Below are 24,962 nucleotides of genomic sequence, written 5' to 3'. Positions count from 1 at the left end.
GGGGCTATTGCTGATTTGTGAGTTTATTCGATCAGATGAAGATGGTAATGCGTGATTTGGTCAAATAATGGAAAAATCATGCTTGATGACATGGATCGGCGTTTGTTGCGCTATTGGCAGGCGGAGCCAAGCCTGAGCCCCGGTGAATTGGCCGAACGCTGCGGCATGACACCGGGCAAGGCGGCGCGGCGGATTGCCAAGATGGAAGATGACGGCATCGTGCAGGGCGTGAGCGCGGTGGTGAACTGGGCCGCGCTTGGCTATGCGGTGGAGGTGTCCTTGCGGGTGACGCTGGACAAAACCCAAAGCAATGCGTTTGACGCCTTTCTCGCCGAGGCACGGCAGGTGCCCGAGGTGATCGAGGTCCAGACCTTTTTGGGCCGCGTCGATGTGCGCCTCTCGATCATCGCCCGTGACATGGGCCACTATCAACAGATTTACCGCAGCCGTATCCTGACCCTGCCGCATATTGCGGACATTGAGGCCTTGATGCAGGTGGCGCGGATCAAATCAGAACAGACTTTGCCGATATGATTGATCTTGATGAAATCGACCATCAATTGATCCGGTCACTGGCGCGCGACGCCACACAAAGTGCTTCTGCCTTGGGGCGGCGCTATGGGCTGAGCCAGCCGGCCACATGGCGGCGCATCCGGCGGCTTGAGGAGGCCGGGATCTTGCGCGGGCGCAGATTGCGGCTCAATGCAGAAAGTCTTGGCTTTGGGGTGACGGTGTTTTTGGGCATCAAACTGGCCACCAAGGGGCGCGTCAGCCTCGAGGATTTTGAGCGTGCAGTGGCGGCGATCCCCGAAGTGCAGACGGTGGAGCATGTTCTGGGCCTTTATGACTACCGTTTGCGGGTCGTGGCGCGGGATTTGCCGGATTTTGAACGGGTGCTGCGGCGGCGGATCATGACCTTGCCCGGCGCGGGCGAGGTGGAGGCGAATGTGCTGCTCAGCGAGGAACGTCTGCCGGGGCCACTTGGCGTTTGAACGGGGTGCATAAGGGGCCAGACATCCGGGATTTTCGTGTTAGCATGACCCCAAGGAGGAGCCACAATGCCCCAGATCAAAGCCAATGCTGCCTTGCAGACCGTCATCACCACCTTCGAATGTTCGCCCGGAACCTGTCAGGATTTGCTGGACCTGCTGACCCAGGCCTATGCTGAGTTTATCTCGAAACAACCGGGATTTACGGGGGCCGGACTGCATGTGAATGACGCGGAAACGCGGATTGCGAATTACTCCCAATGGGCCACCCGTGATGATTTCAAGGCGATGCTGCGCACAGATGAGATGCGCCGCCGCAACCGCGAGATTGCCAAGCTTTGTACCCGGTTCGAGCCGGTGATGTATGAGGTCGCTGCCACCTTTCCGCAATAGGGGTGCAGGGCGGGCACGCTTGCGCTATGCCTTGGGCGTGAATTCAGCGTAAAGGATCGCGGCATGTTCATTCAGTTGCTTTTGGGAAGTGGTTTGATCGCAATCACTGCCATCGCCGCTGCGATGTCGTGGTGGGGGTTGGAGCTGGCACTGGCGCGCAGTCACCGCTGGGTGATCCGCCCGCCTCATGGGCCAAAACTGACCATTGTTTTGTCCTTTGCGATGTTTTGGACATTGGTGATGATGACAGCGGCGGTCTGGATCTGGGCGGTCGCCCTGTGGCTGTTGCAGATCTTTGTGACCTTTGAGGCATCGGTTTATTTCTCGCTGGTTGCCTTCACCACGTTGGGGTTTGGCGACATTCTGTTGCCGGTGGAATGGCGCCTGCTTGGCGGATTGGCAGCGGCAAATGGTCTTTTGATCTTTGGTTTGCTCACTGCGATGCTGGTGGAAACCCTGCGCCAGATCCGCACCCGCCAGCGCGGTGGGTCGGTTTGACCGGATCGGATATGGACATCAGATTGACTTACCTGCGCGGCGAAAGTGCAGGGCGAATTGCAAAAGGAACCTCAAATGGCTTTGCTAAATACAATTGACCCAAGCGGGTTGGATGAGTTTTCCGTGGTATTTACGGATCGGTCGCTCAACCATATGTCCGCCGCCTTTCAACAGGTGATGCGCGACATCTCCGAGCTGATGAAAGAGGTTTACAACGCGGATGCTGTGGCCCTGATCCCCGGCGGCGGCACCTATGCGATGGAAGCCGTGGCGCGGCAGTTCGCCCGCGGCGCCGAGGTGCTGGTGGTGCGCAATGGCTGGTTTTCCTACCGCTGGAGCCAGATCATCGAAAGCGGCGATTTGACTGGCAACACCACCGTGATGAAGGCACGGCCTCAAGGCAATGCGCCGCAAAGCCCCTTTGCCCCTGCGCCGATTGAGGACGTGATCGCGGCCATCCACGAGAACAGGCCGCAGGTGGTGTTTGCCCCCCATGTGGAAACCAGTGCCGGGGTGATCCTGCCCGATGATTACATCACCGCCATGGCGCAGGCCGCCCATGAGATTGGGGCGCTGATGGTGCTGGATTGCATCGCTTCGGGCTGCGCTTGGGTCGATATGAAAGCCCTTGGCGTCGATGTGGCAATTTCGGCCCCGCAAAAGGGGTGGAGCGCCTCGCCAAGTGCAGGCATCGTGATGATGTCATCGCGTGCCGAGGCGCGGTTGGCAGAGACACAATCGGACAGTTTCGCCATTGATCTGGCCAAGTGGCGCAGCATCATGAAAGCCTATGAGGACGGCGGTCATGCCTATCATGCGACCATGCCGACCGATGCCTTGCGGGCGTTCCGCGATACGGTGATCGAGACCAAGGAATACGGATTTGACCGCTTGAAAGAGGCGCAATGGCGGCTTGGTGATGGGGTGCGGGCGATGTTGGCGGCCAAGGGCGTGACCTCGGTTGCGGCGGATGGCTTTGGTGCGCCGGGGGTTGTGGTCAGCTATACCTCCGACCCGCAGGTGCAGAACGGCAAGGCGTTTGCCGAAAAGGGTATGCAGATTGCAGCCGGTGTGCCGTTGCAGGTTGGTGAGCCTGAGGGCTTCAGCACCTTCCGTTTGGGTCTGTTTGGTTTGGACAAGCTTTACGATGTGGACGCCACATTGGCGCGGCTGGCTGCCGTGCTGGATGAGGTGATTTGAGGGGGTGGTTTTGGGGGAGGAAAATGTCGGGTGTGCGGACTCAGCCGCCTTTAAAGTGCCATCGCGGCCGAACCGAGGGGTGGAAGCAAAGCGCCCGCCCCGTGGGGGCGGTTCGGGCGCTGCCAAATCGGTGATTTGGCAATTTGCACGCTATCTTCAAGGGCACCTTCGGGCTCGAAACGGACGTCTGGCGGCTTCAGTCTGCGAAAGGCGCAACACAGCACAAGCAAGCGTCCCCCAGAGCCGACCAACGTGGCGGTTTGAACCCCGCGTTACCGCACGCCAAGGCCCATTTGCATCAGCATCTTGCGCACCTGCGGCATGGCATAAAGCGCGTTCAGACCGGCCGCGCGGGCGTCGCGGGCGAGCGGGCTGCTGGCTTGGCTGGCGCGGTTGAGCAGGTCAATGCCGCGCACCCGCAGTTGGATGTCGGCAAAACGGGACTTGTGATATTTCTCCAGCATCGCCGCATCGCCCAGCGTTTCGGGATGTGCCACCGCCAGATCCAGCAAGCAGGCCAGATCATTGAGCGACATGTTCAACCCCTGCGCCCCGATGGGCGGCACGACATGGGCGGCCTCTGCGATCAACGCCAACCGTTCGCCCGCCAACCTTTCGGCGTGCTGATTGATGATCGGCCAGACGTTGCGCGGGCTGGCCAAGGTGAGTGGGCCAAACAGATGGCAGGACCGCTCTGACATTTCGGCCTCAAAATCGGCGGTGTCCGTTGCGGCGCGGGCCACGGTCAGGGGGCCATCGTCCATCCAGACCACCGCCGACGAGGGCATGCCATCCAGATCGGGCAGGGGCACCAGTGTGAACGGCCCGCCAGTGCGGTGAATCTCGGTCGATACATTTTCGTGCGGGATCGGGTGGGTCACGGCAAAGGCCAGTGCCTTTTGCCCATAACGCCGGGTGCTGACGGAAATGCCCGCCGCCTCGCGCATCGGGCTTGCGCGGCCATCGGCGGCGACCACCAGTTTGCAGCGGATGCGGCTGCCATCGGTCAGGCCCACGCGGGCCTCTGCGGTGCGGGTGAACAGGGATGTTGTGCCGGTGCCGGGCCGGAAATCCACATTAGGGAGATCGTTCAGCCGCGCCACCAGTTCCCGGCGGAGCAGCCAGTTGGGAAAGTTCCAGCCAAAGGGCTGATCCGAGATATCGCTGGCATCAAATTCGCGGGTAACACGCGGTTCGGCTACTTCTCCGCCGGCATCGACGATCCGCATGATCTGTAAAGGGGCGGCATGAGGGGCGAGCGCGGGCCAGATCTCGGCCGCTTCCAGCACCCGGCGGGCCGGCTGCAGGAATGCTGTGCTGCGCATGTCGGCGCCTTGTGCATCCTTTTCGACAACGGGCGGTGCCGGATCAACGCAGATCACATCAAACCCTGCGGTGCCAAAGGCCGCCGCCGCGGTCAGCCCGGCAATCCCGCCGCCCGAGATCAGAATATCGCAGTCAAAAGCCATGGTTTACACTTATGCTTTCACCCGGCCGAGGAAACCCCGAAGATCATCGGTATGGTAATCAATATGCGCGGCATGCTGTCGCGCAGGGGCCACATGCACCGTGCGCATGCCCATCTCGAAGGGTGCGGACAGGTTGCGGGCATCATCCTCGAACATCGCGGCAGAGGCAGGGTTCAGGCCGTCGGTGGCAAAAACCTTGTCAAAGGCGGCCCGGTCCGGCTTGGGCAGGAAATCGGCGTGTTCCACCCCGTAGACCGCATCAAACAGCCCCGACAGGCCACGCGCGGCCAGCACCCGCTCGGCATAGGGGGCGCAGCCATTGGTGTAGACAATGCGCCGCCCCGGCAGGCTGCGGATTTCGGCGGCAAGGTCGGGATCGGGGGTCAGGCTGTCCATGGAAATATCATGCACGTCCACAAGGTAGGGGGCGGGGTCGATGTCATGTTCGCGCATCAAGCCGGCCAATGTGGTGCCGTGTTCGTGCCAGTATTTGCGGCGCAGACGGTCCGCTTCGGGCTGATCCACCTTGAGTTCCTGCATCACCCAATTGGTCATGCGGACTTCAATCAGGTCAAACAGCCGCGCCTCGGGCGGGTACAGCGTGTTGTCCAGATCAAAGACCCAGGTATCGACGTGAGAGAAGGCATCGCGTGGCATATGTTTGGCTTAGGCGCTTGGCGGATGCTTCGCAAGGGGGCTGCGGGCTTGCGCCGAAGGGATCAGACAGTAAGGTGGCCGCAACCAAAGGAAGATTGCCATGGCCGCGCCCAAACCCGGATCAACAGACGCCTATTCGATGATACTTGAGGCCATCGATGTGGGCACCTATCGACCCGGTGACCGGCTGGTGGAAAGCGAATTGGCGGATCGTTTTGGCGTGTCCCGCACCCCGGTGCGCGAGGCGTTGCAACGGTTGGAGACACAGTCCTTGCTGACACGTGACGGGCGCAGCCTTATCGTGGCGTCACTGGATCACAACCAAACCGCCGAACTTTATGTGGTGCGGGGGGAGTTGGAGGGGCTGGCCGCACGTCTGGCCGCCCGCCACGCCACCGAGGAAGAGGTGCGGGTTCTGCGCGAAATGGTGGAGTCGGACAATAAGCTGGTCAATGATCCCTCGGCGCTCTCGCGCAGCAACCGGCGCTTTCACAAACAGATCCATCTGTCCTCGCACAACCGCTATTTGGTGCAACAGCTCGATCTTTTGTACCGTTCCATGGCGCTTATGGCGACCACGTCATTGGCGGCGGAGGGGCGCGGAGCGCTTGCGCAGGCGGAACATGACAAGATCGTTTCAATGATCGAAGCGCGGGATGAAGATGGCGCGGATGAGGCGCTGCGCAGTCATATTTCGGTGGCCTTTGTGACCCGTCTCAAGCAAGAGGCAGCGCGCCGCGAGGACGAAGGCTAGACCCTTTGCCTTGGGTGTCTGTGTCACCATCTAGCTGAGATGTGAGGCGTTTGCGGGCAAATGCGGCTGCGGGTCCGGCGTGACGCCATGCTGGGTTTTGTCCCAGAAAAACGGGCTGACCACAAATTCATGCAGAGCCTTGTACGCGGCCAGCGCCCCAAGTGGAAAATAGAACGGTGTCGTGAACACCCAAGGCATCAGGCGGCGGTGCCGCTCGCCGGAGGTGGCAATCATCCCGATCAACAGGTTCAGGGTCTCTGACAGAATAAACAGCGTCACCATCGCCCATAACACCCCATTGCCCATGGTCATCGGCACCGGATGGGGCAGCCCCGCCAGCGCCAGCCAGAATGACCACAGCAGCGGCGCGGCGGCAAACTGGGCAAAGGTCGCCAGCAGCATGGTTTGCACCCCCAAAAACCGCAGCCACCCCAGATCATGCAACAAGGCGGCCGGATCGCGCATATGCACCGACCATGTGATCAAGAACCCCTTGAGCCAGCGCGAGCGTTGCCGCACCCAAGGCCACGTCCGGCAATTGGCCTCTTCAAATGTGACGGTATCAATCAGCTCCGTGCTGTATCCATGGCGGGCCAGTCGCACGCCAAGATCGGCATCCTCGGTGACGTTATGGGCATCCCAACCACAAAGCTTCTCCAGCAGATCACGGCGAAAAAACAGGGTTGTCCCGCCCAGGGGCATCACCAGTCCCAACCGCGCCACACCGGGCAAAAGCACCCGCCACCACGCCGCATATTCGATTGTAAAACAACGTGATAACCAGTTTGCACTGCTGTTGTAATAGTCCAGCTTGCCTTGCAGGCAAGCGACCTCTGGCGGGGCGGATTGGAAACGGGAGACGACCTTTTCGATCTGATCGGCCTCCGGGGCATCTTCGGCGTCCCAAACGCCAATGATCGATCCTTGGCAAAAGTCCATCGCATAGTTCAATGCCCGCGGTTTTGTGGTCAATTGATTGGCTTCGGGCACCTCGATCACACTGATCCATTCGGGTAGCGATGTGCGGGCCAATGTCTCGCGGGTGAGTTCGTCCGTGGCCTCCAGCACCAACACAATTTCCAGCAGGGATTTTGGGTAGGTCAACCGTTCAAGCCTTTTGATCAGGGCGCCCGCAATTTCCTTCTCGTGCAGCAATGGCACCAGGACAGAGACCTTTGGCACCCGAAACGGCAGGACAGAGGAGGGCGCGGTCTGGCGCGACGCTGTATATCTATGGGACAACTCGGCCCAAAGCGCGGCGGCCTTGAGAGTGGTGGACATCACCAATGTCCCGACCGCGAAAAGCATCAGCACGGTGAGGGTCCAAAGAGGCGCGTAAATAAGCGCCACCATCAAAGCGGAGATGACGGCCACAGCCCAATTGCGCCGCCGGTTTCCCGAAATGTCCCAGATTCGGCAACTTTCGGCTGCGGGCACCTTTCTGGCGGCATGCTGGACCAGTTCCGCGCCGTAAAGGCGGCTGATATGTTTCTTGATTTGCCCCGGCGAGGCGATGGCTGGAAACATCCGTTTGCCGTTCTCTCCCACGGAGAGGCGCAATTGTTCAAACTCATTGGGATTGCTGGTGGCAACGAGAAGCATACCATTCAGGGATAGCCACGGAACCACTTGAAATTTCAGGCAAACCGAAGCGGACAGATGCTGTGCCATCATCGGGGTTGGCGGTTGACCATCCAGATCGGCCAATTGTGCGGCGCTTTGGCGTGACAGCGCCAATAGAACATCGTTGCGCGTCGCCAACCCTTCGGCAACCAGGATTTCGCCAATAGGCGCGTCAACATGGCGCTGCAAATCCAACGCATGCGCCAAATCCTGATCACCAATAACCCCCGCCGCCATCAGGTGTTGGCCCAATGGCATACGTTTTTGAACCGGGTTGGCGATCTGCGGCGCTGCCAGAGCCAGCCGAAGATTGCTCATTTTCAAAACCCCAACCTGAAATTCAGGTCAGCATTGGCTTTGGTTGGTTAATTTTCCCTTAACCAGAGAGAAGAACGGTTGACCGTCAAGCCGGATCGCGGATCAGACGCGGTTTTCCATCGCTTCTGCAAAACGCTCAAACAGGTAGAAGCTGTCTTGCGGTCCGGGGGAGGCTTCAGGGTGGTGCTGGACCGACCACACCGGACGATCCGCCAGACGGATACCGCAATTGGACCCGTCAAACAGCGACACATGGGTCTCCACAACGCCCTCCGGAAGGGTCTGGGCATCGACAGCAAACCCATGGTTCATCGAAGTGATCTCAACCTTGCCGGTGTCATTGTCTTTGACCGGATGGTTGGCGCCGTGGTGGCCGTGGCTCATCTTGATGGTCTTGGCACCAAGGGCCAGTGCAAGCATCTGATGACCAAGGCAAATTCCAAAAACCGGCAGCTCCGTCTTGTCCAGCACTTCGCGGATCATCGGCACGGCATAAGCGCCTGTGGCCGCCGGATCGCCGGGGCCGTTAGACAGGAACACGCCGTCAGGATTATGCGCCATCACATCCTCATAGGTGGCCGTGGCAGGCAGCACCGTCACATCACAACCGGCAGAGGCTAGGCAGCGCAGGATGTTGCGCTTGGCGCCATAATCAACGGCGACAACCTTGTGCTTGGGGTTCTCATTGGGTTTGTAGCCATCGGGCCAGGCCCAACGGGTCTCGTTCCAGCGGTAAGACTGCGCACAGGTCACTTCCTTGGCCAGATCCATGCCTTCCAAACCGGCAAAGGCGCGGGCCTTGGCGATCAGATCTTCGATATCGAAGTTGCCATCGGGGTCATGGGCCATCGCCACGTGGGGCGCGCCGCTGTGACGGATGGCGCGGGTCAGACGGCGGGTGTCCACACCGCCGATCGCGATCCGGCCCCGCGCCGCCAGCCAATTCGACAAATGCTGCACATTGCGCCAGTTGCTCGGGTCCGTCGGCATCCATTTGACGACCATGCCCGAGGCGACCGGATCGCCGGTTTCATCATCTTCGGGGTTGGTGCCAGTGTTACCGATGTGCGGAAAGGTGAATGTCACGATCTGGCCCGCATAGGAGGGGTCTGTCATGATCTCCTGATAACCGGTCATTGCTGTGTTAAAACAAAGCTCTGCGACGGTTTGGCCAGTGGCACCAAAACCCATGCCGTAGAAAATTGAACCGTCCGCCAGTACAAGACAGGCAGTCGGGCGAGGGGGAACGGGCGCGGACATGGGGGGCCTCCGGGCGGGATGTGTCTGGATAAATCTGCGCGAACCTAATGCCGGGGCGGGCTGTGGTCAAGTCTTGTTGAAAAATGAGATTGTGTTGGAAAACAATATCTTAGCGGCTTTGATGCCCATTGCCTGCTGGGCGGAGTGCAGGTATGGTCCGAAGCTTAGTATCGATCAGAGCACAGGACCGAACTCATGACTTTGCGCACCCGCATCTCAGATGCCCTCAAACAAGCCATGCGAGACAAGGCCGCTGAGCGGCTTTCGACCTTGCGGTTGATCAATGCTGCGATCAAGGACAAGGACATTGCGAGCCGCGCAACCGGCAGCGACGACGGCGCCAGCGAAGCCGAGGTTCTGGCGATTCTTGGCAAGATGGCCAAACAGCGGATGGAATCGGCGCGGGCCTATGAAGAGGGCGGGCGACTGGATCTGGCTGAGCGGGAACGTCAGGAGATCACTGTGATCGAAGAGTTCCTGCCGCGTCAACTTGACGATGCCGAGGTTGAAGCCGCCGTCGAAGCGGCGATTTCAGAGGTTGGTGCGTCGTCTATTCGGGACATGGGCAAGGTGATTGGCCTGCTCAAGACCAAGTACACAGGGCGGATGGATTTCGGTGCTGTTGGGCCGAAGGTCAAGAACCGACTGGGCTAATTTTTCCACAGGGGTGCGATGCGCCCTAGTTTCAAACATAACAAATGCTTGGCGGGACTACCTCATGCGGCGCATGAGGCAGTTATCCACAGGGTGGGGCTTCTTATGCCGGTTTCCGGGCGATCAGAAAAACGGCTTTGCGCTTGCCCGGACGCCAGCATGTGTGGATCTTCAAACCGGCATCCTGCACCGCATCTTCCAAATCACGTTTGCGTAGAAAATTGATGCGCGGCAAAAGTCCAAGGATGCGGCCGGGCCAAGCGATCAGTTTGAAAGCTGACAACCCTTCCGACATGCAGATGGTGCTGGTCACGAGAAAGCCGCCAGGCGCCAGCATATTGGCCATGTTGGTGATCACTTCGCGATGATCTTTCACCAGATGCAGCAGGCTATGGGCCATGATCATGTCATAGGGCCGATCCGGTTGCGGGACATCTTCGGCCGCGGCCTCCACAAAGGTGACGTTCTCAATCGCTGCTGTGCGGGCCTTTTCGCGGGCGATGTCCAGCATGCCAGAGGATAAATCCGTTGCCGTGATATGCGCAACGTTTGGCGCGTGCCAAAGTGCGGTGGATCCGGTTCCACAGCCGATCTCAAGCACCTGCATGTCAGGCCGCATCAATGCGGCGGTTTCACGCAGCTTGCGTTCGTAGTTTTCCACATCGGAGATGGTGCTGCGGGCATAACCGGGGGCCATACGGTTCCAAAACCGGCTTTCGGGATGGGGTTTGGTGAGATTGGTCATTGGGTGATCCATGCATTTGAGGCGTGAAGCGTGGCTACACCATAAGAAATTTTAGGGGAATTGACTAAATCTGGTGAATTGCTATGCAAATTTGCATGGATTGGCGATTGATCAACTTTGATTGGAACAGGGCGCGGGCCTTTTTGGTCACGGCGGAAGAGGGCTCTTTGTCCGCCGCTGCGCGGGCTCTTGGCTTAACCCAGCCAACATTGGGCCGGCAGGTGGCCGCACTGGAGGAGGAACTGGGTGTGGCCTTGTTTGAACGGGCAGGGCACGGTCTGATGCTGACCCCTTCAGGGCTCGAGATGATGGACCACGTCCGCGCCATGGGACAAGCCGCAGGTGGGCTGTCACGGGTGGCATCGGGGCAATCCCAGACGGCGGAAGGATTGGTCAGCATCACCGCCAGCGAGATTCTGTCGGTCTATAATCTGCCGCCCGTTCTGGCCAAGCTGCGGCAGGCGCATCCGGGCATTCGCATTGATATCGTGGCCAGCAACGAACTGCGCGATTTGAGGCGCCGCGAGGCCGATATCGCCCTGCGTAATGTAAGGCCCACCGATCCGCAATTGATCGCCCGAAAGCTGCGCAATGGCCGGGCCAGCCTCTATGCCGCGCAAAGCTATGTGCGCGATAACGGTCCCTTTGACACGCTCAAGTCCTTGGTGGCGGCCGATTTTATCGGCTTTGCCGACAATGATGTTCTGATTGACGGCTTGAACGCGGCGGGCGTGCCGGTTACGGCGGAGAACTTTATTTTGACCAGTGCCACCCATCTTGTGCAATGGCAAATGGTGCAGCAGGGGCTTGGTATCGGGATAATGACCGATGATGTGGCGGCGCAAACGGCGGGGGTGGTGCGGCTGATGCCGGGGATTGCCCCCTTTGAGATCGAAACCTGGCTGGTGGCCCACCGCGAGTTGAGCACAAGCCGCCGGATGCGCATTGTCTTTGATTATCTGGTTGAGGCACTTGGCTGATCCGGGGGTAGGCGGCGCTGCAGCTCCTCAAAAAGGGCGATGCGTTCGTCCTCGGACAGGAAGGCTCCGATTTCGACTTCGCGCCCCTTGCCGCGCAGGGTGACGTAGTGCGGCACCGGGCCGTCTGCGTCATATTTCGTGACCTGGGTCCAATAGCGGTTGCAATCCCAGTCTTTAACCTCCCCCTTGGCCGTGGTGTGGCGCAGGTGGGTCATCTCCTGATCGAGGGTCAGCACCTCTTCGATCAGGCGGGATTTGTGATTGCGTTGCAATGCAAAATAGATCCCCGCCACAGCCAACAGGACAAAGGGCAACAAGCCCCACAGAAGCGCCGTGCCCAACAGGGGCAGGGTCGGGATCAGGATCAGCGTGAAGGTCACAAGGATAAAGCCAGCAAAGCCGCGCGGCGGCAGGGATTGATGCGGCCAAAGGCGCATTTCCTGAGGTGTGTCACCGGGCGGAGTGGTCCATTCGTAGGGCATCGGATCAGCGCAATTGTTGTCTTGGATGGCCAAGATAACCGCCCCAGGCGTCAAGGCAATGCGGCACGATGTGCAAACTTCAGCTGCCGATCAGATCCCAACGATTGCCAAAAATGTCGCGGAACACTGCAACGGTGCCATAGGGCTCATGGCGCGGCGCTTCTTCAAAGGTGACACCCGCCGCCAACAGCCGCGCATGATCTGCGGCAAAATCATCGGTTTGCAAGAACAGCCAGACCCGCCCTGCACCCTGATCGCCGATCGCGGCGGTTTGTCGGTCGTCCGCCGCTTGGGCCAGTACAAAGCCCGCGCCGCCGCCCGGAGGTGTGACCCGGACCCAACGTTTGCGCCCCTGATCAATATCTTCATCCAAAACAAACCCCATTTGCCCGCAGTAAAAGGCAATGGCGGCGTCATAGTCGGGGACAATCAAGGTCAGGGCAGAAAGGCGCATGTGACGTCAGTGCAGGTTCTGCGCCCGATGATCAAGCATTTGAAAGATGCTATGGGTCAGGATTGATTTGCAAGCGGTCCAGCCAGCCCCCATATTGCGCATATGCAGCCAGACCCGAACCTCAGCAGTCATGACGCCATTGCAGAATGGCTTGTCCTACAAGGGGTCTACGGCACCTCGCAAGAAGACCTGCTTGAAGGGTATTGCACCCGGATATTGCAGGCGGGTCTCCCGGTGCAGCGGGTGCATGTGGCACAGCGGGCCTATCATCCAGAATATGGCGGCTTTGGCTACAACTGGCAGCGGGACGCAGGCATGGAGCGCGATTCCTATGAACACACGGATGCGCCGCTGGATGTCTGGCTGGCCAGCCCGCTTTATTATCTGTTGAGTGTCGATGAGGCGGATCTGCGGATCAGCCTCGAAAAGGGCGACCCGCCCGCCCGGTTTCCGTTTCTGTCCGAATTGAAAGAACGCGGATGCACCGATTATTTCGCGGCCAAGGTCAGCTTTGAACAGCCGCGCAATTCGTTGGCGACCAATCCCGATGACCCCGCCGAAGGATTGATGATGTCCTGGACCAGCGACCGCGAAGGCGGATTTTCTGATAGTGATCTTGCCATGTTGCGGCGGTTGTTGCCCTATTTGGGGCTGGCGCTCAAATCGGCGTCGAACCGGCAGATGGCCAGTGACATCGTGCAGACTTATCTGGGCGCCGATGCGGGCGAACGGGTGCTGTCGGGCGATATCGTGCGCGGCTCATCCGAGACAATACATGCGGTGATCTGGTACTTTGATCTGCGCGGTTTTACCAAATTGTCGGAACGGATTGCCGGTCATGCGGTCATTGATATGCTCAATGACTACTTTGGCGAAGTGGTCGGCCTTGTGGAAGGGCACGGCGGTAATGTCTTGAAATTTATGGGCGATGGCCTGCTTGCGATCTTTGATTGCAGCAAAGACGCCGGCGCGGTGGACAATGCGCTTGAGGCGGCGATCCAGGTGGGAGAGCGGATGGCGGCGGTCAGCGCCCGGCGGGCGGAGGAGGGATTGACCACCACCGATTACTCGCTCTCGCTGCATCTGGGTGATGTGCTTTATGGCAATATCGGCGGCAAGGCGCGGCTGGATTTCACGGTGATCGGGGCTGCGGTCAATCAAACGGCCCGTATTCAGGGCATGTGTGGGCCGCTGGACCGCAACTTTATCATGTCCGCCCAGGTCGCGCGGCAGGTCACAACCCGCAAGGCGGAGGTGATCTCGCTTGGCCCCTATATGCTGCGCGGTGTCGAAGCGCCGCAGGAATTGTTCACGCTGTATTTGGGCAGCGAATGACAGGGCGGCGTTGAACCGCCCTGCTGATAGCCTTTATTCCAACTCGACCAGCAGGTCTTTGGCGTCGATCTGGCCACCTGCCTGCACATGCACGGCCTTCACAACCGCGTCGCGCTCGGCGTGGATGCCGGTTTCCATCTTCATCGCTTCGATGGTCAGCAGGAGGTCACCTGCGTGCACGGTTTGCCCAACCACGGCCCCGACAGAGGCCACAACCCCCGGCATCGGCGCGCCGATGTGATTCTCATTACCCGCCTCGGCCTTGGGCCGTTGCAGGGTTGTAGATTTGACCAATCGGTTCGGCACCCGGATCACACGCGGCTGGCCGTTGAGTTCAAAGAACACTTTTACTTCGCCGTCTTCGGTGGTCTCGCTCATCGCTTGCATGCGAATTTCGAGGGTCTTGCCGGGGTCAATTTCGGCCGAGATTTCTTCGCCCGGTTCCATGCCATAGAAGAAGGTTTGCGTCGGCAAGGTGCGCACCGGGCCATAGCTGCGGTGGCGGCCCATGTAATCGAGGAAGACCTTGGGATACATCAGATAGCCGCAGAGATCCTCATCGTCGATGGCCATGCCGTCCAGCTCTGCCGACAGCTCGGCGCGGACGGCTTCGAGATCGACCGGTTCAAGGTGTTTGCCGGGGCGTTCGGTGTTGGGCGCTTCGCCCTTGAGCACCTTTTTGACGATCCCCTCCGGGAAGCCGCCGGGAGGCTGGCCCAGGTTGCCGCGCATCATGTCAACAACGCTGTCGGGAAAGGCGACATCGGTTTCGGGGTTCTCCACATCGGCGCGGGAAAGCCCTTGGGAGACCATCATCAACGCCATGTCGCCCACAACCTTGGAGGAGGGCGTCACTTTGACGATATCGCCGAACATCTGGTTCACATCCGCATAGGTGCGGGCGACCTCTGGCCAGCGGTCGTCAAGGCCAAGCGAGGCGGCCTGCGCCTTGAGGTTGGTGAACTGGCCGCCGGGCATTTCGTGCAGATACACCTCTGAGGAAGGCGCCTGCATGCCGGTTTCAAAGGCGCTGTATTGGCCGCGTACCGCTTCCCAATAGTCAGAGATTTCGCGCACTGCGTTCATATCCAGACCGGTGTCGCGGTCGGTGTGTTTGAGCGCCTCAACCACGGACCCAAGCGTCGCTTGTGAGGTATTGCCGCTGAGCGCGTCCATGGCGCAATCCACCGCATCCACACCGGCCTCGGAGGCCGCAAGGATGGTGGCAGAGGCAATGCCCGCCGTGTCGTGCGTGTGGAAGTGGATCGGCAGGCCAACCTCGGTCTTGAGCGCCTTGATCAACACGCGGGCCTGCGCCGGTTTCAAAAGTCCGGCCATATCCTTCAGGCCCAGCACATGGGCGCCAGCGGCCTTCAGATCCTTGCCCATCTGGACATAGTATTTCAGGTCATATTTGGCGCGGTTCGGGTCAAAGATATCGCCGGTGTAGCAGATCGTGCCTTCGCAGACCTTGTTCGCCTCGACCACGGCATCCATTGCGACGCGCATGTTCTCTACCCAGTTCAGGCTGTCAAAGACGCGGAAGACATCGACCCCGGTTTCGGCGGCCGTGGCGACAAATTTCTGCACCACATTGTCAGGATAGTTGGTGTAGCCCACACCGTTTGAGGCGCGCAGCAACATCTGCGTCATCACATTGGGCAGGGCGGCGCGCAGATCGCGCAGGCGCTGCCATGGGCATTCCTGCAAGAACCGGTAGGCCACGTCAAATGTCGCGCCGCCCCAGCATTCCATCGAGAACAGTTGCGGCAGGTTGGCGGCATAGGCGGGGGCGACCTTGATCATGTCGTGGCTGCGCATCCGCGTGGCCAGCAAGGATTGGTGCCCGTCGCGCATGGTGGTGTCGGTGATCAACAGCTGGCGTTGTTGGCCCATCCAGTCGGCCACGGCTTGCGGGCCTTTCTGTTCCAGAAGGTTGCGGGTGCCCATCATCGGATCTGCCTTGGTGGCGGGCGGCTTTGGGTCGCGCAATTGCACAGAGGGGCGCGGGGTATCCTTGGTCTCGGGATGCCCGTTCACGGTGATGTCGGCGATATAGGTCAAAACCTTGGTGCCGCGGTCCTTGCGCTTTTTGAACTGGAACAGCTCGGGCGTCTCGTCAATGAACTTGGTCGTGTATTCGTTGTTCAAGAACGTCGGATGCTTGAGCAGGTTTTCCACAAAGGCAATGTTGGTGCTGACGCCGCGCACACGGAATTCCCGCAGGGCGCGATCCATCCGGGAGATCGCCTTTTCCGGGGTTGGCGCCCAGGCCGTGACCTTGGTCAGCAGGCTGTCGTAATAGCGGGTGATCACCCCGCCCGCATAGGCGGTGCCGCCATCCAGGCGGATGCCCATGCCGGTGGCCGAGCGGTAAGCGGTGATGCGGCCATAATCGGGGATAAAATTGTTCAGCGGGTCTTCGGTGGTGACCCGTGTTTGCAGGGCGTGACCATTCAGGCGGATCTCGTCCTGTGCGTTCTTGCCTGTGGCCTCGGCAATGGTCTTGCCCTCGGCGATCAGGATCTGCGCCTGCACAATGTCGATGCCGGTGACCTCTTCGGTGACGGTATGTTCCACCTGCACCCGCGGGTTCACCTCGATGAAGTAGAATTTGCCCGTTTCCATATCCATCAGGAATTCAACAGTGCCAGCACATTCATAGCCGACATGGGCGCAGATCTTGCGGCCCAGCTCGCAGATCTCGGCGCGCTGTTCTTCGGTCAGATAGGGGGCAGGGGCGCGTTCCACGACCTTTTGATTGCGGCGCTGTACCGAACAATCGCGTTCAAACAGGTGATAGATTTCCCCGTGTTTGTCGCCCAAAATCTGCACCTCGACGTGGCGGGCGCGGATGATCATCTTTTCCAGATAACCTTCGCCATTGCCAAAGGCGGCCTCGGCCTCGCGGCGGCCCTCCAGCACTTTTTCCTCAAGCTCGGCCTCGCCGTGGATCGGGCGCATGCCGCGCCCGCCACCGCCCCATGACGCCTTGAGCATCAGGGGATAGCCGACCTCGGCTGCCTCGGCGCGGATAGCGTCCATGTCATCGCCCAGCACCTCGGTGGCGGGAATGACCGGCACACCGGCCTCCATGGCGACGCGGCGGGCGGATGCCTTGTCGCCCAAGGCCCGCATGGTTTCTGCCTTGGGCCCGATAAAGGTGATGCCGTTGTTTTCGCAGGCGTCAACAAAATCGGGGTTCTCCGAGAGCAGACCATAGCCGGGGTGGATCGCATCCGCGCCGGATTCCTTGGCCACGCGGATGATCTCGTCAATCGACAGATAGGCGGCCACTGGCCCCAATCCTTCGCCAATGCGGTAGGCCTCATCTGCCTTGAACCGGTGCAGACCCAGCTTGTCCTCTTCGGCATAGACGGCCACTGTTGTCTTGCCCATCTCGCTGACGGCACGCATGACGCGAATGGCAATTTCGCCGCGGTTGGCGATCAGGACTTTGGAAAAATCGGGCATGGGGCAGATCCTCGACGATTGAATTTGGCCGCACTTTAAGGATGCTGCGATGCAGCGCAATCCCTCCTGCGACGGTTTTGTAACAATTGCGAAAGGTTTCGTAAGGATTGGCGCGCAGGGTCAACTGCCCCAACGTCAATTTTTCCTTTACAGGGCTGGTTTTACAGGATTTTCTGTTAGCGCAATCGGGGCGGGCAGGTTTTTTAGGTCTGTTGCGCCCAATTGGCCCATATTGGCGCTGAGATCCTTGGCAAGCAGGTCAATCAGGTGATCAACGCCCCTCGGACCCAGCGCTGCAAGTGCGAAATGCGGGGCGCGGCCCAACATGACAAAATCCGCGCCGAGGGCCATTGCCCGCAGGATATCAAGGCCACTTTCCACACCGCTGTCAAAGATCACAGGCAGGTCTGTTGCGTCCCGAATGGCCGGAAGTGCGGCGATGCTGGACGGCGCGCCATCAAACTGGCGACCCGCGTGATTGGACACCCAGATGCCATCTACGCCAAGGCTTTCCAGCTGTGCTGCATCTTCAGGGCGCAGCACGCCTTTGATGACAAATGGCCCGTCCCAATGATCGCGCAGCCATTTGACATACTCCCAATCGGGCGCCGTGCGCAGCAGGTAGCCCACATGGGCCGTGGGGGACAGATTGGCGGTGGCGTCACTTGTGTATTTGTCCAGCATCCGCATATGCGGCATGCCGCGCTGTGCCATGCCCAAGGCCCAGGCCGGACGCATCGCCACTTGCGCCATCAGGCGCGGTGTCAATTTTGGCGGGTTGGTCAGACCCGATCGCACCTGTCTTTCGCGGCGGCTGGCCACGGGCACATCTACGGTCAGGATCAAAGTGTTGAACCCGGCGGATCTGGCACGCTGCAACATATCCTTGCGGATCTCGGGATCGCGGGGCGGATACATCTGGAACCAGCCGTGGCTGCCCAGATGCGGGGCGAGGTCTTCGGGGCTTTGGCTGGCGACGGTGGACAGGGAATAGGGGATGCCCGCCCTGGCCGCGGCGCGGGCGAGGTGGCCTTCAGCGTCGGGCCAGATCAGACCGGACATGCCAATGGGCGAAAACCCGAAAGGCAGGGGAAGTGTCTGGCCAAAGAGGGAGATGCTCAGGTCCGGGGTAAATTCGCCGCCCAGAATCGCCGGCATCATGCCGATGCGGTCGAGATCTGCGCGGTTGCGGGCCTTTGTCGCCTCGTTGCCGGTGCCGCTGTCGAGATATTCCCACACAAATTTGGGTATCCGCCTTTGGGCGCGGCGGCGCAGGTCAGACAGGGCGGGGTAGGTGGCGTGCAGGTCCATATCAGCATTTGCGCCAAGAGGGGCGGAATTGTCTAGCGCCAGTTGGGGGCCAGCCCCCAAACCCCCGGAGGTATTTAAGGCCAAAAAGGGAGGGGAACATCCCAAGAACATGGGTTTTCCTGCGCGGTGAAAGCGGCTAGGTTAACCGCCATGAGCAGTTTTGATGAAATGGACGCCTTTGAAGGCGCATCTTTGTCCGCCCGCGCAATGGCGGCGCGGCCTCAACCCTATCTGGACGGGCTGAACCCCGCGCAGCGGGCCGCGGTGGAGCAGATGGACGGGCCGGTGTTGATGCTGGCCGGGGCAGGCACGGGCAAGACCAAGGCCCTGACCGCGCGAATTGTGCATTTGATGAACACCGGGCGGGCGCGGCCAAACGAGATTTTGGCGGTGACCTTTACCAACAAGGCAGCGCGAGAGATGAAGACCCGCGTTGGGCATATGCTTGGTCAACAGGTTGAGGGGATGCCCTGGCTTGGCACATTTCATGCGATCTGTGTGAAACTGTTGCGCCGCCATGCGGAACTGGCGGGGCTCAAGAGCAATTTCACCATACTGGATACGGATGACCAGCTGCGGCTGCTGAAACAGTTGATCCGGGCCGAGAATATCGATGACAAACGCTGGCCGGCGCGGATGCTGGCGGGGATCATTGATGGCTGGAAGAACCGCGCGTTGACGCCCGATAAAGTGCCAGCGGCCGATGCGGGGCTGTATAATCACCGCGGTACAGAGGTTTACGATCAATACCAACGACGTTTGAAAGAGCTGAACGCGGTGGATTTTGGTGATCTGCTTTTGCATATGGTCACGATATTTCAGACCCATCCGGACATTCTGGAGCAGTATCAGCGCTGGTTCAAATTCATCCTTGTGGACGAATACCAAGATACCAACGTGGCCCAATATCTGTGGCTGCGTCTGTTGGCACAGGGGCATCGCAATATCTGCTGTGTGGGGGATGATGACCAGTCGATCTATGGCTGGCGCGGCGCCGAGGTGGGCAATATCCTGCGGTTCGAGACGGATTTTCCGGGCGCGCATGTTGTCAAGCTGGAGCAGAACTACCGCTCGACCCCGCATATTCTTGCTGCTGCCTCCGGCGTGATTGCGGGCAACGAGGGGCGTTTGGGCAAGACGCTGTGGACCGAGGCCGAGGACGGCGAGAAGGTGCGCCTTATTGGCCATTGGGACGGTGAGGAAGAGGCCCGCTGGATCGGGGATGAGATCGAAGCGATGCAGCGCGGCACGCGCGGGCAGGCGCCGATGGATCTGGATCAGATGGCGATCCTGGTGCGGGCCAGCCACCAGATGCGCGCCTTTGAGGACCGGTTTTTGACCATCGGTTTGCCCTATAGGGTGATTGGTGGGCCGCGCTTCTATGAGCGTTTGGAAATCCGCGATGCCATGGCCTATTTCCGCGTGGTGACCAGTCCGGATGATGATCTGGCGTTTGAGCGGATTGTGAATACGCCCAAGCGCGGGCTGGGGGACAAGGCGCAGCAAAAGATCCAGATCACCGCCCGCGAACATGGCACCAACCTTGTCGAGGGCGCGCGGATCTTGTTGGCTCATGACGGTTTGGGCGGCAAGGGCGGGGCGCAGCTTCGTCTTTTGATCAACGGGATTGACCGCTGGGGCCGGATGGTGGGCGATGAGACGATGTCCCACGTGGAGCTGGCCGAGATCATTCTGGACGAAAGCGGCTATACCGGGATGTGGCAAAATGACAAAACGCCTGAGGCGCCGGGGCGGCTGGAAAACCTCAAGGAACTGGTCAAGGCGCTTGAACAATTCGAGAACCTGCAAGGGTTTTTGGAACATGTCAGCCTGATCATGGACAATGAAAGCGATGACGGCGGCGCGAAAGTGTCGATCATGACCCTGCATGCGGCCAAGGGGCTGGAATTTCCTGCGGTTTTTCTGCCCGGCTGGGAGGATGGTTTGTTCCCCTCGCAGCGGTCGATGGATGAAAGCGGAATCAAGGGTTTGGAAGAAGAGCGGCGGCTTGCCTATGTGGGGATCACGCGGGCCGAAGAGCTGTGTACTATTTCCTTTGCCGCGAACCGGCGGGTGTTTGGCCAATGGCAATCCTCCATGCCGTCACGGTTTATTGATGAGCTGCCAGAGGAAAACGTCGAGGTGCTGACGCCCCCCGGTCTTTATGGCGGGGGCTACGGCGCGGCGATGCCGACCAGCAATCTGCATGATCAGGCGGCGGAGGCGAATGTCTATAACTCCCCCGGTTGGCGGCGCCTGCAGGCGCGGGCAGGGGAGCGTGGCATGAGCCAGCCCAAAGAAACCCGCAATGTCACGATCGATATGAACGCCGTGAGCAGTTTCACGATGGGCGAAAGGGTGTTTCACCAGAAGTTCGGCTATGGCGCGGTGATCGGGATCGAGGGTGACAAGCTTGAGGTCGAATTTGAAAAAGCGGGCACAAAGAAAGTTGTGTCCCGCTTTCTCTCAGGTTGCGATGATGTGCCGTTTTAACGCCTGATCAATCGGGGGAGTGGGTGTCGATCACACGGCATTTGTCCAATCCGTTTGACCGAGCCCATTTGCGCCCCTCAATGCCCAACCTGGCAAGCGCTTGGGCACTGCCGACGTTACAAAACTCGATAGCAGCGGCGTTTGCTTCGGCGGCGCTGACCCATCCGTAAGAAAAGCCATGATCGCTTGCTCCGTTGATGGCAAAGGCCCCGAATTTACCTTTATTTTGCTTTTTGACGTAGGTCGAAGCGAACTCCTTGCCTGCTCTTTGCCCAAGCCCCGCAAGCCCGTTGCCGTTGGGATCCATGCCTTTGGGGAATAACACAGCGACCAGTGAACATTTGGCCACTTTCGCGCCAAGCTCGCAGCCCTTCTTGGCACCCATTTTGGCGCTGTTCAGGCTGTGGAAATTTCTGGTCCAGAAGGAATAGTCGGTGGGTTGACCCCTATGCAGAGATCTCCGTCACGACCCGCATCGTGTTCTTTTGCGTCTGGCTTGTTCCCACGGCACTGGGTTGGCTGGCCTATTTGACCGGCGCGTCGCTGCTTTGGTTGCTGCGGGCCGGGGCCGTGTTTGATCAGCGCATTGCCTGCCGGCTGGTTTGGATGGGGCTGTTGATCTTTGGTTCTGCGACAACTTCGCTTCTGGCAGGCGCGGTAGGCCCGATGATCCGGTCCTGGCACAATGCGGGCGGTCCCTTACCGCTTCGGTTCTGGTATGACAGCGGCAATCTGGGATTGGCGTTCAGCGGGCTGGCATTCTTTTTCCTCGGACTTGTGATGCGCGAAGCCATCCGGATCGCCCGCGAGAACGAGGAGTTTGTCTGATGCAGATCATTGTCCGGTTGGATGTGATGTTGGCCAAACGCAAGATGAAGTCCAAGGATCTGGCCGAAGCGGTGGGGATCACGGTGCAGAATTTGAGCCTGCTCAAGTCCGGTAAGGTTAAAGGGGTGCGGTTTGAAACGCTGGCCAAGATTTGCGAGGTGCTGGAATGCCAGCCCGGAGACCTGCTTGAAGCGGCGCCCTGAGGCGACATCGGCCTCACAAAAGAAAACAGCGACACCTTGGGAGGAAGGTGTCGCTGTTTCTATGTCGGCCCGAAGCGTCAAGGGAGGGTCGGCTTCGGGTCTATGCGCAGGGTCTCGCAGCATCAGGGAGGAGGAAGGTGATGCGGACCTCTGCTTTGGACGCAAAGGCAGGGAGGTGCGTTGCGTCCAATCTCGGTGTCTTAGGCGCGGGAGGCTTCGATCGAAACGCGGCGCAGGTCAGAGCGATTCAGGCCCAGATCGGCCAGTTCACGGTTGCTCAGGGCGCTCAGCTCATCAAAGGTTGCGCGGTAAAGACGGTATTGTTTGTAGCGTGTTGCTGCGCCTTCAAAGAATGCACCGATTTGTGCAAATACAGAAGGGTGAGCGGCGGTTGTTGTGTTCATGTATGCCATCGGGGCACCTCGTATATGTATGACGTTATCGTCTTGTCTGATGAGGGGTACATACGCCTTTCCCAGACCCTTACAACGGCTGTAATGGCAAAGCCGATATGCAGTTTTTGCATGGGCGACGTGACGGCAACCTGTTGTTAATAAAACGGAAACAAATGGCGCTGCGGTTTGGTGCAGGGCATCGGTGTGGGGCGAAGCTGATTTTGAAGGGGGAGAAAAGAAAGAAAGGGCGACGACATTAGGGAGGAGGAAAATGTCGCCGCCAAATTCAAACAAGCCCGGGAGGAGGTAGGCCTGTTTGGTAACTTTCTCAAGGAGCCTTGCGACTTCCTGATGAGACTAGGATGGGGCAGATGCTGCAAGTGCACAATAATTAAATTTGCAATGCTGCTATGCAGCATTCGCATGGATTGCGATGGCCCCCTTGCATTGCGCGCAGAGCCATTGCGCAAATCGCCGCGCCCCTCTTGTGATTTGGGCAGAACCTGCCATTTCAGGGTCAAACAAGAGGAGAGTTCGCAATGCCCATCACCAAAGCCGAGGTAGAGGCCGCACTGGCCCGTGTGGCCCTGCCGGATGGCAAAAGCATTCTGGATCATGATTTGATCCGTGCATTGACCATTGACGGGGATGTGGTGCGCTTTGTCATTGAGGCGCCAAATGCGGACGTGGCCCGTTCCATGGCGCCGCTGCGCGATGCGGCGGAGAAGGTCGTGGCGGATCTGCCTGGTGTCTCCCAGGCCACGGTCGCCCTGACAGCACATGGTCCGGCGGCCAAACCGGCCGCACCTCCATCCCTAAAGATCGGCGGTCATCCCAAACCACAAGACGGTCCAACCAAACCATCCGGTGTCAAACGCATTTTGGCCATTGGATCGGGCAAGGGCGGTGTCGGCAAATCCACGGTCAGCACCAATCTTGCTGTGGCGCTGGCACGGGCCGGGCGCAAGGTCGGTCTTTTGGATGCCGATATCTATGGACCCAGTGTCCCGCGTATGATGGGGATCAACAAAAAGCCCGCCAGCCCTGATGGTAAGACGATCATTCCCTTGCAGGCCCATGGGGTCACGCTGATGTCGATCGGCTTCATGATGGAAGAGGGCAAGGCGGTCGTCTGGCGCGGGCCGATGTTGATGGGCGCCTTGCAACAGATGTTGGGACAGGTGGAATGGGGGGAGCTTGACGTTTTGCTGGTCGATCTGCCGCCGGGTACAGGGGATGTGCAGTTGACTCTTTGCACCAAGTCCGAACTGACCGGCGCGATTGTGGTCAGCACACCGCAGGATGTGGCGTTGATTGACGCCCGCAAGGCGCTGGACATGTTCGGCACGCTGAAGACACCGGTTTTGGGCTTGATCGAGAATATGTCGATGTTCGTGTGCCCCGACTGCGGGGCAGAGCATCAGATCTTTGGCCGCGGCGGCGTGGCGGATGAGGCCGAGAAGATCGGCGTGCCTTTGCTAGGCACTTTGCCGATTGATCTGGAGACCCGGTTGGCGGGTGACGGCGGCACGCCGGTCGCGGCGGGGGACAGCGCGATGGCCAAGGCTTACGGGCAGATCGCCGAAGGCTTGATCAAAGGTGGCATGGCATAGGGGCAGGACTTTAGGCCCGAAGGCGCATGTCACCCCAACGTGCGCCTTTCCACCAAATGACCGTATAGGGTTGTCAGGACCGAGACAAAGACCAACCCTTCGATCATGTAAACGCAGGCCGAAATCAGGGCTGAGACCACGGCGGCCTCTGGCAGGATCATCGCGGCAAGACCGTTGATCCCGATGTTGATCGCCGCCAAAAGCGCGGCAACGCCCCAAAGCGGTCCGGAGATCGGCGCAGTTTCGCGCCAGCTTTCGAAGATCTTCATTGGTTGCCCCAATGCAGCAGCCGGCAGCACGACCGAGAGCCGCAGCGCGATCCAGACAAAGACCACACTGGCCAGCAGCCCGATGACCAGTCCCAAAAATGCGCTGCCGCCCAGTCCTGCAGTCATCCCAATCACGGCGCCGATGGCGGCGGTGCCAATGACAATCGGGATGGTAGCGAGCAATTGCATGAGGCCGACAAGGATCGCCCGCCAGACGTAAGACAATACAATCGATGCAGAAGGGCGCAGATCGTCGGCATGGTCGGTCCCACTCAGCAAGACATGCCGGTGCCACAGGATCGCCATCAGCACATAGCCCATCAGCGCACAAAGTCCGAAAAGCGCCAGCAAGCCAAGTTCCCCACCGGAGGGCAGAACCATATCTTCCGGGTGGGCTTGCAACGCGGCGATGGCGTCGGGCAACAAGACCACGGACGCCAATGTGCTGCCAAGCACCAGCAGGATGGCGGGCATCACAACTTTCAACGTTGTGCCGGTTTCGAACACCAACATACGAATGGCATGGGAAATCAGCGCCAGTGCGGTGGTCATCTTTAGCTCCTCT

25 protein-coding genes are annotated in these 24,962 nt (G+C 59.6%); 13 read left to right on the top strand and 12 right to left on the bottom strand.

What is annotated here, in order from left to right:
- Window positions 1-78: 78 nt before the first annotated feature.
- The 5 genes from JNX03_RS06780 to JNX03_RS06760 all read left to right on the top strand — a co-directional run bounded on the left by JNX03_RS06780 (window position 79) and on the right by JNX03_RS06760 (window position 3,080).
- Window positions 79-534: an Lrp/AsnC family transcriptional regulator gene (locus JNX03_RS06780; RefSeq protein ID WP_203211643.1), complete on the top strand. Its 456-nt coding sequence runs from the start codon at window positions 79-81 to the stop codon at window positions 532-534.
- Window positions 531-992: an Lrp/AsnC family transcriptional regulator gene (locus JNX03_RS06775; RefSeq protein ID WP_203211642.1), complete on the top strand. Its 462-nt coding sequence runs from the start codon at window positions 531-533 to the stop codon at window positions 990-992. Before JNX03_RS06780 ends, JNX03_RS06775 begins: the two co-directional genes overlap by 4 nt.
- Window positions 993-1,058: 66 nt before the next feature.
- Window positions 1,059-1,382 carry an antibiotic biosynthesis monooxygenase family protein gene (locus JNX03_RS06770; protein WP_203211641.1) on the top strand — a complete coding sequence of 108 codons (324 nt, stop codon included), beginning with the start codon at window positions 1,059-1,061 and terminating at the stop codon, window positions 1,380-1,382.
- A gap of 63 nt (window positions 1,383-1,445) precedes the next feature.
- Window positions 1,446-1,880 carry an ion channel gene (locus JNX03_RS06765; RefSeq protein ID WP_203211640.1) on the top strand — a complete coding sequence of 145 codons (435 nt, stop codon included), beginning with the start codon at window positions 1,446-1,448 and terminating at the stop codon, window positions 1,878-1,880.
- Window positions 1,881-1,955: 75 nt separating this feature from the next.
- A complete protein-coding gene (locus JNX03_RS06760) occupies window positions 1,956-3,080 on the top strand; it encodes an aminotransferase class V-fold PLP-dependent enzyme (protein ID WP_203211639.1) in 1,125 nt (374 codons plus the stop codon).
- Window positions 3,081-3,352: 272 nt separating this feature from the next.
- On the opposite strand, the gene JNX03_RS06755 is transcribed toward JNX03_RS06760, so the two are convergent.
- Window positions 3,353-4,549: a UbiH/UbiF family hydroxylase gene (locus JNX03_RS06755; RefSeq protein ID WP_203211638.1), complete on the bottom strand. Its 1,197-nt coding sequence runs from the start codon at window positions 4,547-4,549 to the stop codon at window positions 3,353-3,355.
- Between the two features lie 9 nt (window positions 4,550-4,558).
- Window positions 4,559-5,206 carry a pyrimidine 5'-nucleotidase gene (locus tag JNX03_RS06750; protein WP_203211637.1) on the bottom strand — a complete coding sequence of 216 codons (648 nt, stop codon included), beginning with the start codon at window positions 5,204-5,206 and terminating at the stop codon, window positions 4,559-4,561.
- A gap of 100 nt (window positions 5,207-5,306) precedes the next feature.
- Here JNX03_RS06750 and JNX03_RS06745 point away from each other — a divergent pair, with 100 nt between their 5' ends.
- Complete coding sequence (locus JNX03_RS06745) at window positions 5,307-5,960, top strand: GntR family transcriptional regulator (protein WP_203211636.1); 654 nt, start codon at window positions 5,307-5,309, stop codon at window positions 5,958-5,960.
- A gap of 30 nt (window positions 5,961-5,990) precedes the next feature.
- On the opposite strand, the gene JNX03_RS06740 is transcribed toward JNX03_RS06745, so the two are convergent.
- Together JNX03_RS06740 and carA are read right to left on the bottom strand one after the other, a co-directional pair.
- On the bottom strand, window positions 5,991-7,901 hold the full coding sequence (locus tag JNX03_RS06740) for a glycosyltransferase family 2 protein (RefSeq protein ID WP_203211635.1): 1,911 nt from the start codon (window positions 7,899-7,901) through the stop codon (window positions 5,991-5,993).
- Between the two features lie 102 nt (window positions 7,902-8,003).
- Window positions 8,004-9,161 (bottom strand): glutamine-hydrolyzing carbamoyl-phosphate synthase small subunit, encoded by a 1,158-nt coding sequence (carA, locus tag JNX03_RS06735; protein ID WP_203211634.1) that lies wholly within the window; start codon window positions 9,159-9,161, stop codon window positions 8,004-8,006.
- Window positions 9,162-9,356: 195 nt separating this feature from the next.
- On the opposite strand from carA, the gene JNX03_RS06730 reads away from it, so the two are divergent.
- The gene (locus JNX03_RS06730; RefSeq protein ID WP_203211633.1) at window positions 9,357-9,815 is read left to right on the top strand and encodes a GatB/YqeY domain-containing protein; all 459 of its coding nucleotides are present in this window, start codon (window positions 9,357-9,359) and stop codon (window positions 9,813-9,815) included.
- A gap of 103 nt (window positions 9,816-9,918) precedes the next feature.
- Here the strand turns inward: JNX03_RS06730 and JNX03_RS06725 are convergent, their stop codons facing one another.
- Window positions 9,919-10,560, bottom strand: coding sequence for a class I SAM-dependent methyltransferase (locus JNX03_RS06725; RefSeq protein ID WP_203211632.1), 642 nt, complete (start codon window positions 10,558-10,560; stop codon window positions 9,919-9,921).
- Window positions 10,561-10,655: 95 nt separating this feature from the next.
- Here JNX03_RS06725 and JNX03_RS06720 point away from each other — a divergent pair, with 95 nt between their 5' ends.
- Window positions 10,656-11,540: a LysR family transcriptional regulator gene (locus tag JNX03_RS06720; protein WP_203211631.1), complete on the top strand. Its 885-nt coding sequence runs from the start codon at window positions 10,656-10,658 to the stop codon at window positions 11,538-11,540.
- Here JNX03_RS06720 and JNX03_RS06715 read toward each other — a convergent pair.
- Both JNX03_RS06715 and JNX03_RS06710 read right to left on the bottom strand, forming a co-directional pair.
- Window positions 11,516-12,022, bottom strand: a complete 507-nt coding sequence (locus tag JNX03_RS06715) for a DUF2244 domain-containing protein (protein WP_203212158.1) — start codon at window positions 12,020-12,022, stop codon at window positions 11,516-11,518. The two genes, JNX03_RS06720 and JNX03_RS06715, sit on opposite strands and share 25 nt — an antisense overlap.
- 79 nt (window positions 12,023-12,101) lie before the next feature.
- Window positions 12,102-12,476, bottom strand: a complete 375-nt coding sequence (locus JNX03_RS06710) for a VOC family protein (protein WP_203211630.1) — start codon at window positions 12,474-12,476, stop codon at window positions 12,102-12,104.
- A gap of 102 nt (window positions 12,477-12,578) precedes the next feature.
- Between JNX03_RS06710 and JNX03_RS06705 the strand changes: the two genes are divergently transcribed.
- Window positions 12,579-13,811 carry an adenylate/guanylate cyclase domain-containing protein gene (locus JNX03_RS06705; protein WP_203211629.1) on the top strand — a complete coding sequence of 411 codons (1,233 nt, stop codon included), beginning with the start codon at window positions 12,579-12,581 and terminating at the stop codon, window positions 13,809-13,811.
- 33 nt (window positions 13,812-13,844) lie between these two features.
- Here the strand turns inward: JNX03_RS06705 and JNX03_RS06700 are convergent, their stop codons facing one another.
- Together JNX03_RS06700 and JNX03_RS06695 are read right to left on the bottom strand one after the other, a co-directional pair.
- Window positions 13,845-17,285 carry a pyruvate carboxylase gene (locus JNX03_RS06700; RefSeq protein WP_203211628.1) on the bottom strand — a complete coding sequence of 1,147 codons (3,441 nt, stop codon included), beginning with the start codon at window positions 17,283-17,285 and terminating at the stop codon, window positions 13,845-13,847.
- 147 nt (window positions 17,286-17,432) lie between these two features.
- The gene (locus tag JNX03_RS06695; protein WP_203211627.1) at window positions 17,433-18,596 is read right to left on the bottom strand and encodes an alpha-hydroxy acid oxidase; all 1,164 of its coding nucleotides are present in this window, start codon (window positions 18,594-18,596) and stop codon (window positions 17,433-17,435) included.
- A gap of 150 nt (window positions 18,597-18,746) precedes the next feature.
- Between JNX03_RS06695 and JNX03_RS06690 the strand changes: the two genes are divergently transcribed.
- Window positions 18,747-21,089: an ATP-dependent helicase gene (locus JNX03_RS06690; protein ID WP_203211626.1), complete on the top strand. Its 2,343-nt coding sequence runs from the start codon at window positions 18,747-18,749 to the stop codon at window positions 21,087-21,089.
- Between the two features lie 7 nt (window positions 21,090-21,096).
- Here JNX03_RS06690 and JNX03_RS06685 read toward each other — a convergent pair whose 3' ends face one another.
- Complete coding sequence (locus JNX03_RS06685; protein ID WP_203211625.1) at window positions 21,097-21,474, bottom strand: hypothetical protein; 378 nt, start codon at window positions 21,472-21,474, stop codon at window positions 21,097-21,099.
- A 92-nt stretch (window positions 21,475-21,566) separates the two neighbouring features.
- On the opposite strand from JNX03_RS06685, the gene JNX03_RS06680 reads away from it, so the two are divergent.
- Window positions 21,567-21,917, top strand: coding sequence for a hypothetical protein (locus JNX03_RS06680; protein ID WP_203211624.1), 351 nt, complete (start codon window positions 21,567-21,569; stop codon window positions 21,915-21,917).
- Complete coding sequence (locus JNX03_RS06675) at window positions 21,917-22,120, top strand: helix-turn-helix domain-containing protein (RefSeq protein ID WP_203211623.1); 204 nt, start codon at window positions 21,917-21,919, stop codon at window positions 22,118-22,120. Before JNX03_RS06680 ends, JNX03_RS06675 begins: the two co-directional genes overlap by 1 nt.
- A 200-nt stretch (window positions 22,121-22,320) precedes the next feature.
- On the opposite strand, the gene JNX03_RS06670 is transcribed toward JNX03_RS06675, so the two are convergent.
- On the bottom strand, window positions 22,321-22,533 hold the full coding sequence (locus JNX03_RS06670) for a DUF1127 domain-containing protein (protein WP_203211622.1): 213 nt from the start codon (window positions 22,531-22,533) through the stop codon (window positions 22,321-22,323).
- A gap of 521 nt (window positions 22,534-23,054) precedes the next feature.
- Between JNX03_RS06670 and JNX03_RS06665 the strand changes: the two genes are divergently transcribed.
- The gene (locus tag JNX03_RS06665) at window positions 23,055-24,128 is read left to right on the top strand and encodes an Mrp/NBP35 family ATP-binding protein (protein WP_203211621.1); all 1,074 of its coding nucleotides are present in this window, start codon (window positions 23,055-23,057) and stop codon (window positions 24,126-24,128) included.
- A gap of 29 nt (window positions 24,129-24,157) precedes the next feature.
- On the opposite strand, the gene JNX03_RS06660 is transcribed toward JNX03_RS06665, so the two are convergent.
- Window positions 24,158-24,949 carry a hypothetical protein gene (locus JNX03_RS06660; protein ID WP_203211620.1) on the bottom strand — a complete coding sequence of 264 codons (792 nt, stop codon included), beginning with the start codon at window positions 24,947-24,949 and terminating at the stop codon, window positions 24,158-24,160.
- Window positions 24,950-24,962 lie beyond the last annotated feature (13 nt).

The organism is Sulfitobacter mediterraneus, from assembly GCF_016801775.1.
Taxonomy (GTDB): domain Bacteria; phylum Pseudomonadota; class Alphaproteobacteria; order Rhodobacterales; family Rhodobacteraceae; genus Sulfitobacter; species Sulfitobacter mediterraneus_A.
This window is presented reverse-complemented; position numbering and strand designations above follow the sequence as displayed.

Bases quoted from the DNA above. Each gene is read 5' to 3' on its own strand.
- JNX03_RS06775 (WP_203211642.1), top strand. From the start codon at position 531: ATGATTGATCTTGATGAAATCGACCATCAATTGATCCGGTCACTGGCG.
- JNX03_RS06675 (WP_203211623.1), top strand. From the start codon at position 21,917: ATGCAGATCATTGTCCGGTTGGATGTGATGTTGGCCAAACGCAAGATG.
- JNX03_RS06760 (WP_203211639.1), top strand. From the start codon at position 1,956: ATGGCTTTGCTAAATACAATTGACCCAAGCGGGTTGGATGAGTTTTCC.
- JNX03_RS06715 (WP_203212158.1), bottom strand. From the start codon at position 12,022: ATGCCCTACGAATGGACCACTCCGCCCGGTGACACACCTCAGGAAATG.
- JNX03_RS06740 (WP_203211635.1), bottom strand. From the start codon at position 7,901: ATGAGCAATCTTCGGCTGGCTCTGGCAGCGCCGCAGATCGCCAACCCG.
- carA (WP_203211634.1), bottom strand. From the start codon at position 9,161: ATGTCCGCGCCCGTTCCCCCTCGCCCGACTGCCTGTCTTGTACTGGCG.
- JNX03_RS06725 (WP_203211632.1), bottom strand. From the start codon at position 10,560: ATGACCAATCTCACCAAACCCCATCCCGAAAGCCGGTTTTGGAACCGT.
- JNX03_RS06780 (WP_203211643.1), top strand. From the start codon at position 79: ATGCTTGATGACATGGATCGGCGTTTGTTGCGCTATTGGCAGGCGGAG.
- JNX03_RS06700 (WP_203211628.1), bottom strand. From the start codon at position 17,285: ATGCCCGATTTTTCCAAAGTCCTGATCGCCAACCGCGGCGAAATTGCC.
- JNX03_RS06730 (WP_203211633.1), top strand. From the start codon at position 9,357: ATGACTTTGCGCACCCGCATCTCAGATGCCCTCAAACAAGCCATGCGA.
- JNX03_RS06660 (WP_203211620.1), bottom strand. From the start codon at position 24,949: ATGACCACCGCACTGGCGCTGATTTCCCATGCCATTCGTATGTTGGTG.
- JNX03_RS06705 (WP_203211629.1), top strand. From the start codon at position 12,579: ATGCAGCCAGACCCGAACCTCAGCAGTCATGACGCCATTGCAGAATGG.
- JNX03_RS06745 (WP_203211636.1), top strand. From the start codon at position 5,307: ATGGCCGCGCCCAAACCCGGATCAACAGACGCCTATTCGATGATACTT.
- JNX03_RS06765 (WP_203211640.1), top strand. From the start codon at position 1,446: ATGTTCATTCAGTTGCTTTTGGGAAGTGGTTTGATCGCAATCACTGCC.
- JNX03_RS06755 (WP_203211638.1), bottom strand. From the start codon at position 4,549: ATGGCTTTTGACTGCGATATTCTGATCTCGGGCGGCGGGATTGCCGGG.
- JNX03_RS06750 (WP_203211637.1), bottom strand. From the start codon at position 5,206: ATGCCACGCGATGCCTTCTCTCACGTCGATACCTGGGTCTTTGATCTG.
- JNX03_RS06720 (WP_203211631.1), top strand. From the start codon at position 10,656: ATGGATTGGCGATTGATCAACTTTGATTGGAACAGGGCGCGGGCCTTT.
- JNX03_RS06685 (WP_203211625.1), bottom strand. From the start codon at position 21,474: ATGGGTGCCAAGAAGGGCTGCGAGCTTGGCGCGAAAGTGGCCAAATGT.
- JNX03_RS06690 (WP_203211626.1), top strand. From the start codon at position 18,747: ATGAGCAGTTTTGATGAAATGGACGCCTTTGAAGGCGCATCTTTGTCC.
- JNX03_RS06710 (WP_203211630.1), bottom strand. From the start codon at position 12,476: ATGCGCCTTTCTGCCCTGACCTTGATTGTCCCCGACTATGACGCCGCC.
- JNX03_RS06695 (WP_203211627.1), bottom strand. From the start codon at position 18,596: ATGGACCTGCACGCCACCTACCCCGCCCTGTCTGACCTGCGCCGCCGC.
- JNX03_RS06670 (WP_203211622.1), bottom strand. From the start codon at position 22,533: ATGGCATACATGAACACAACAACCGCCGCTCACCCTTCTGTATTTGCA.
- JNX03_RS06770 (WP_203211641.1), top strand. From the start codon at position 1,059: ATGCCCCAGATCAAAGCCAATGCTGCCTTGCAGACCGTCATCACCACC.
- JNX03_RS06665 (WP_203211621.1), top strand. From the start codon at position 23,055: ATGCCCATCACCAAAGCCGAGGTAGAGGCCGCACTGGCCCGTGTGGCC.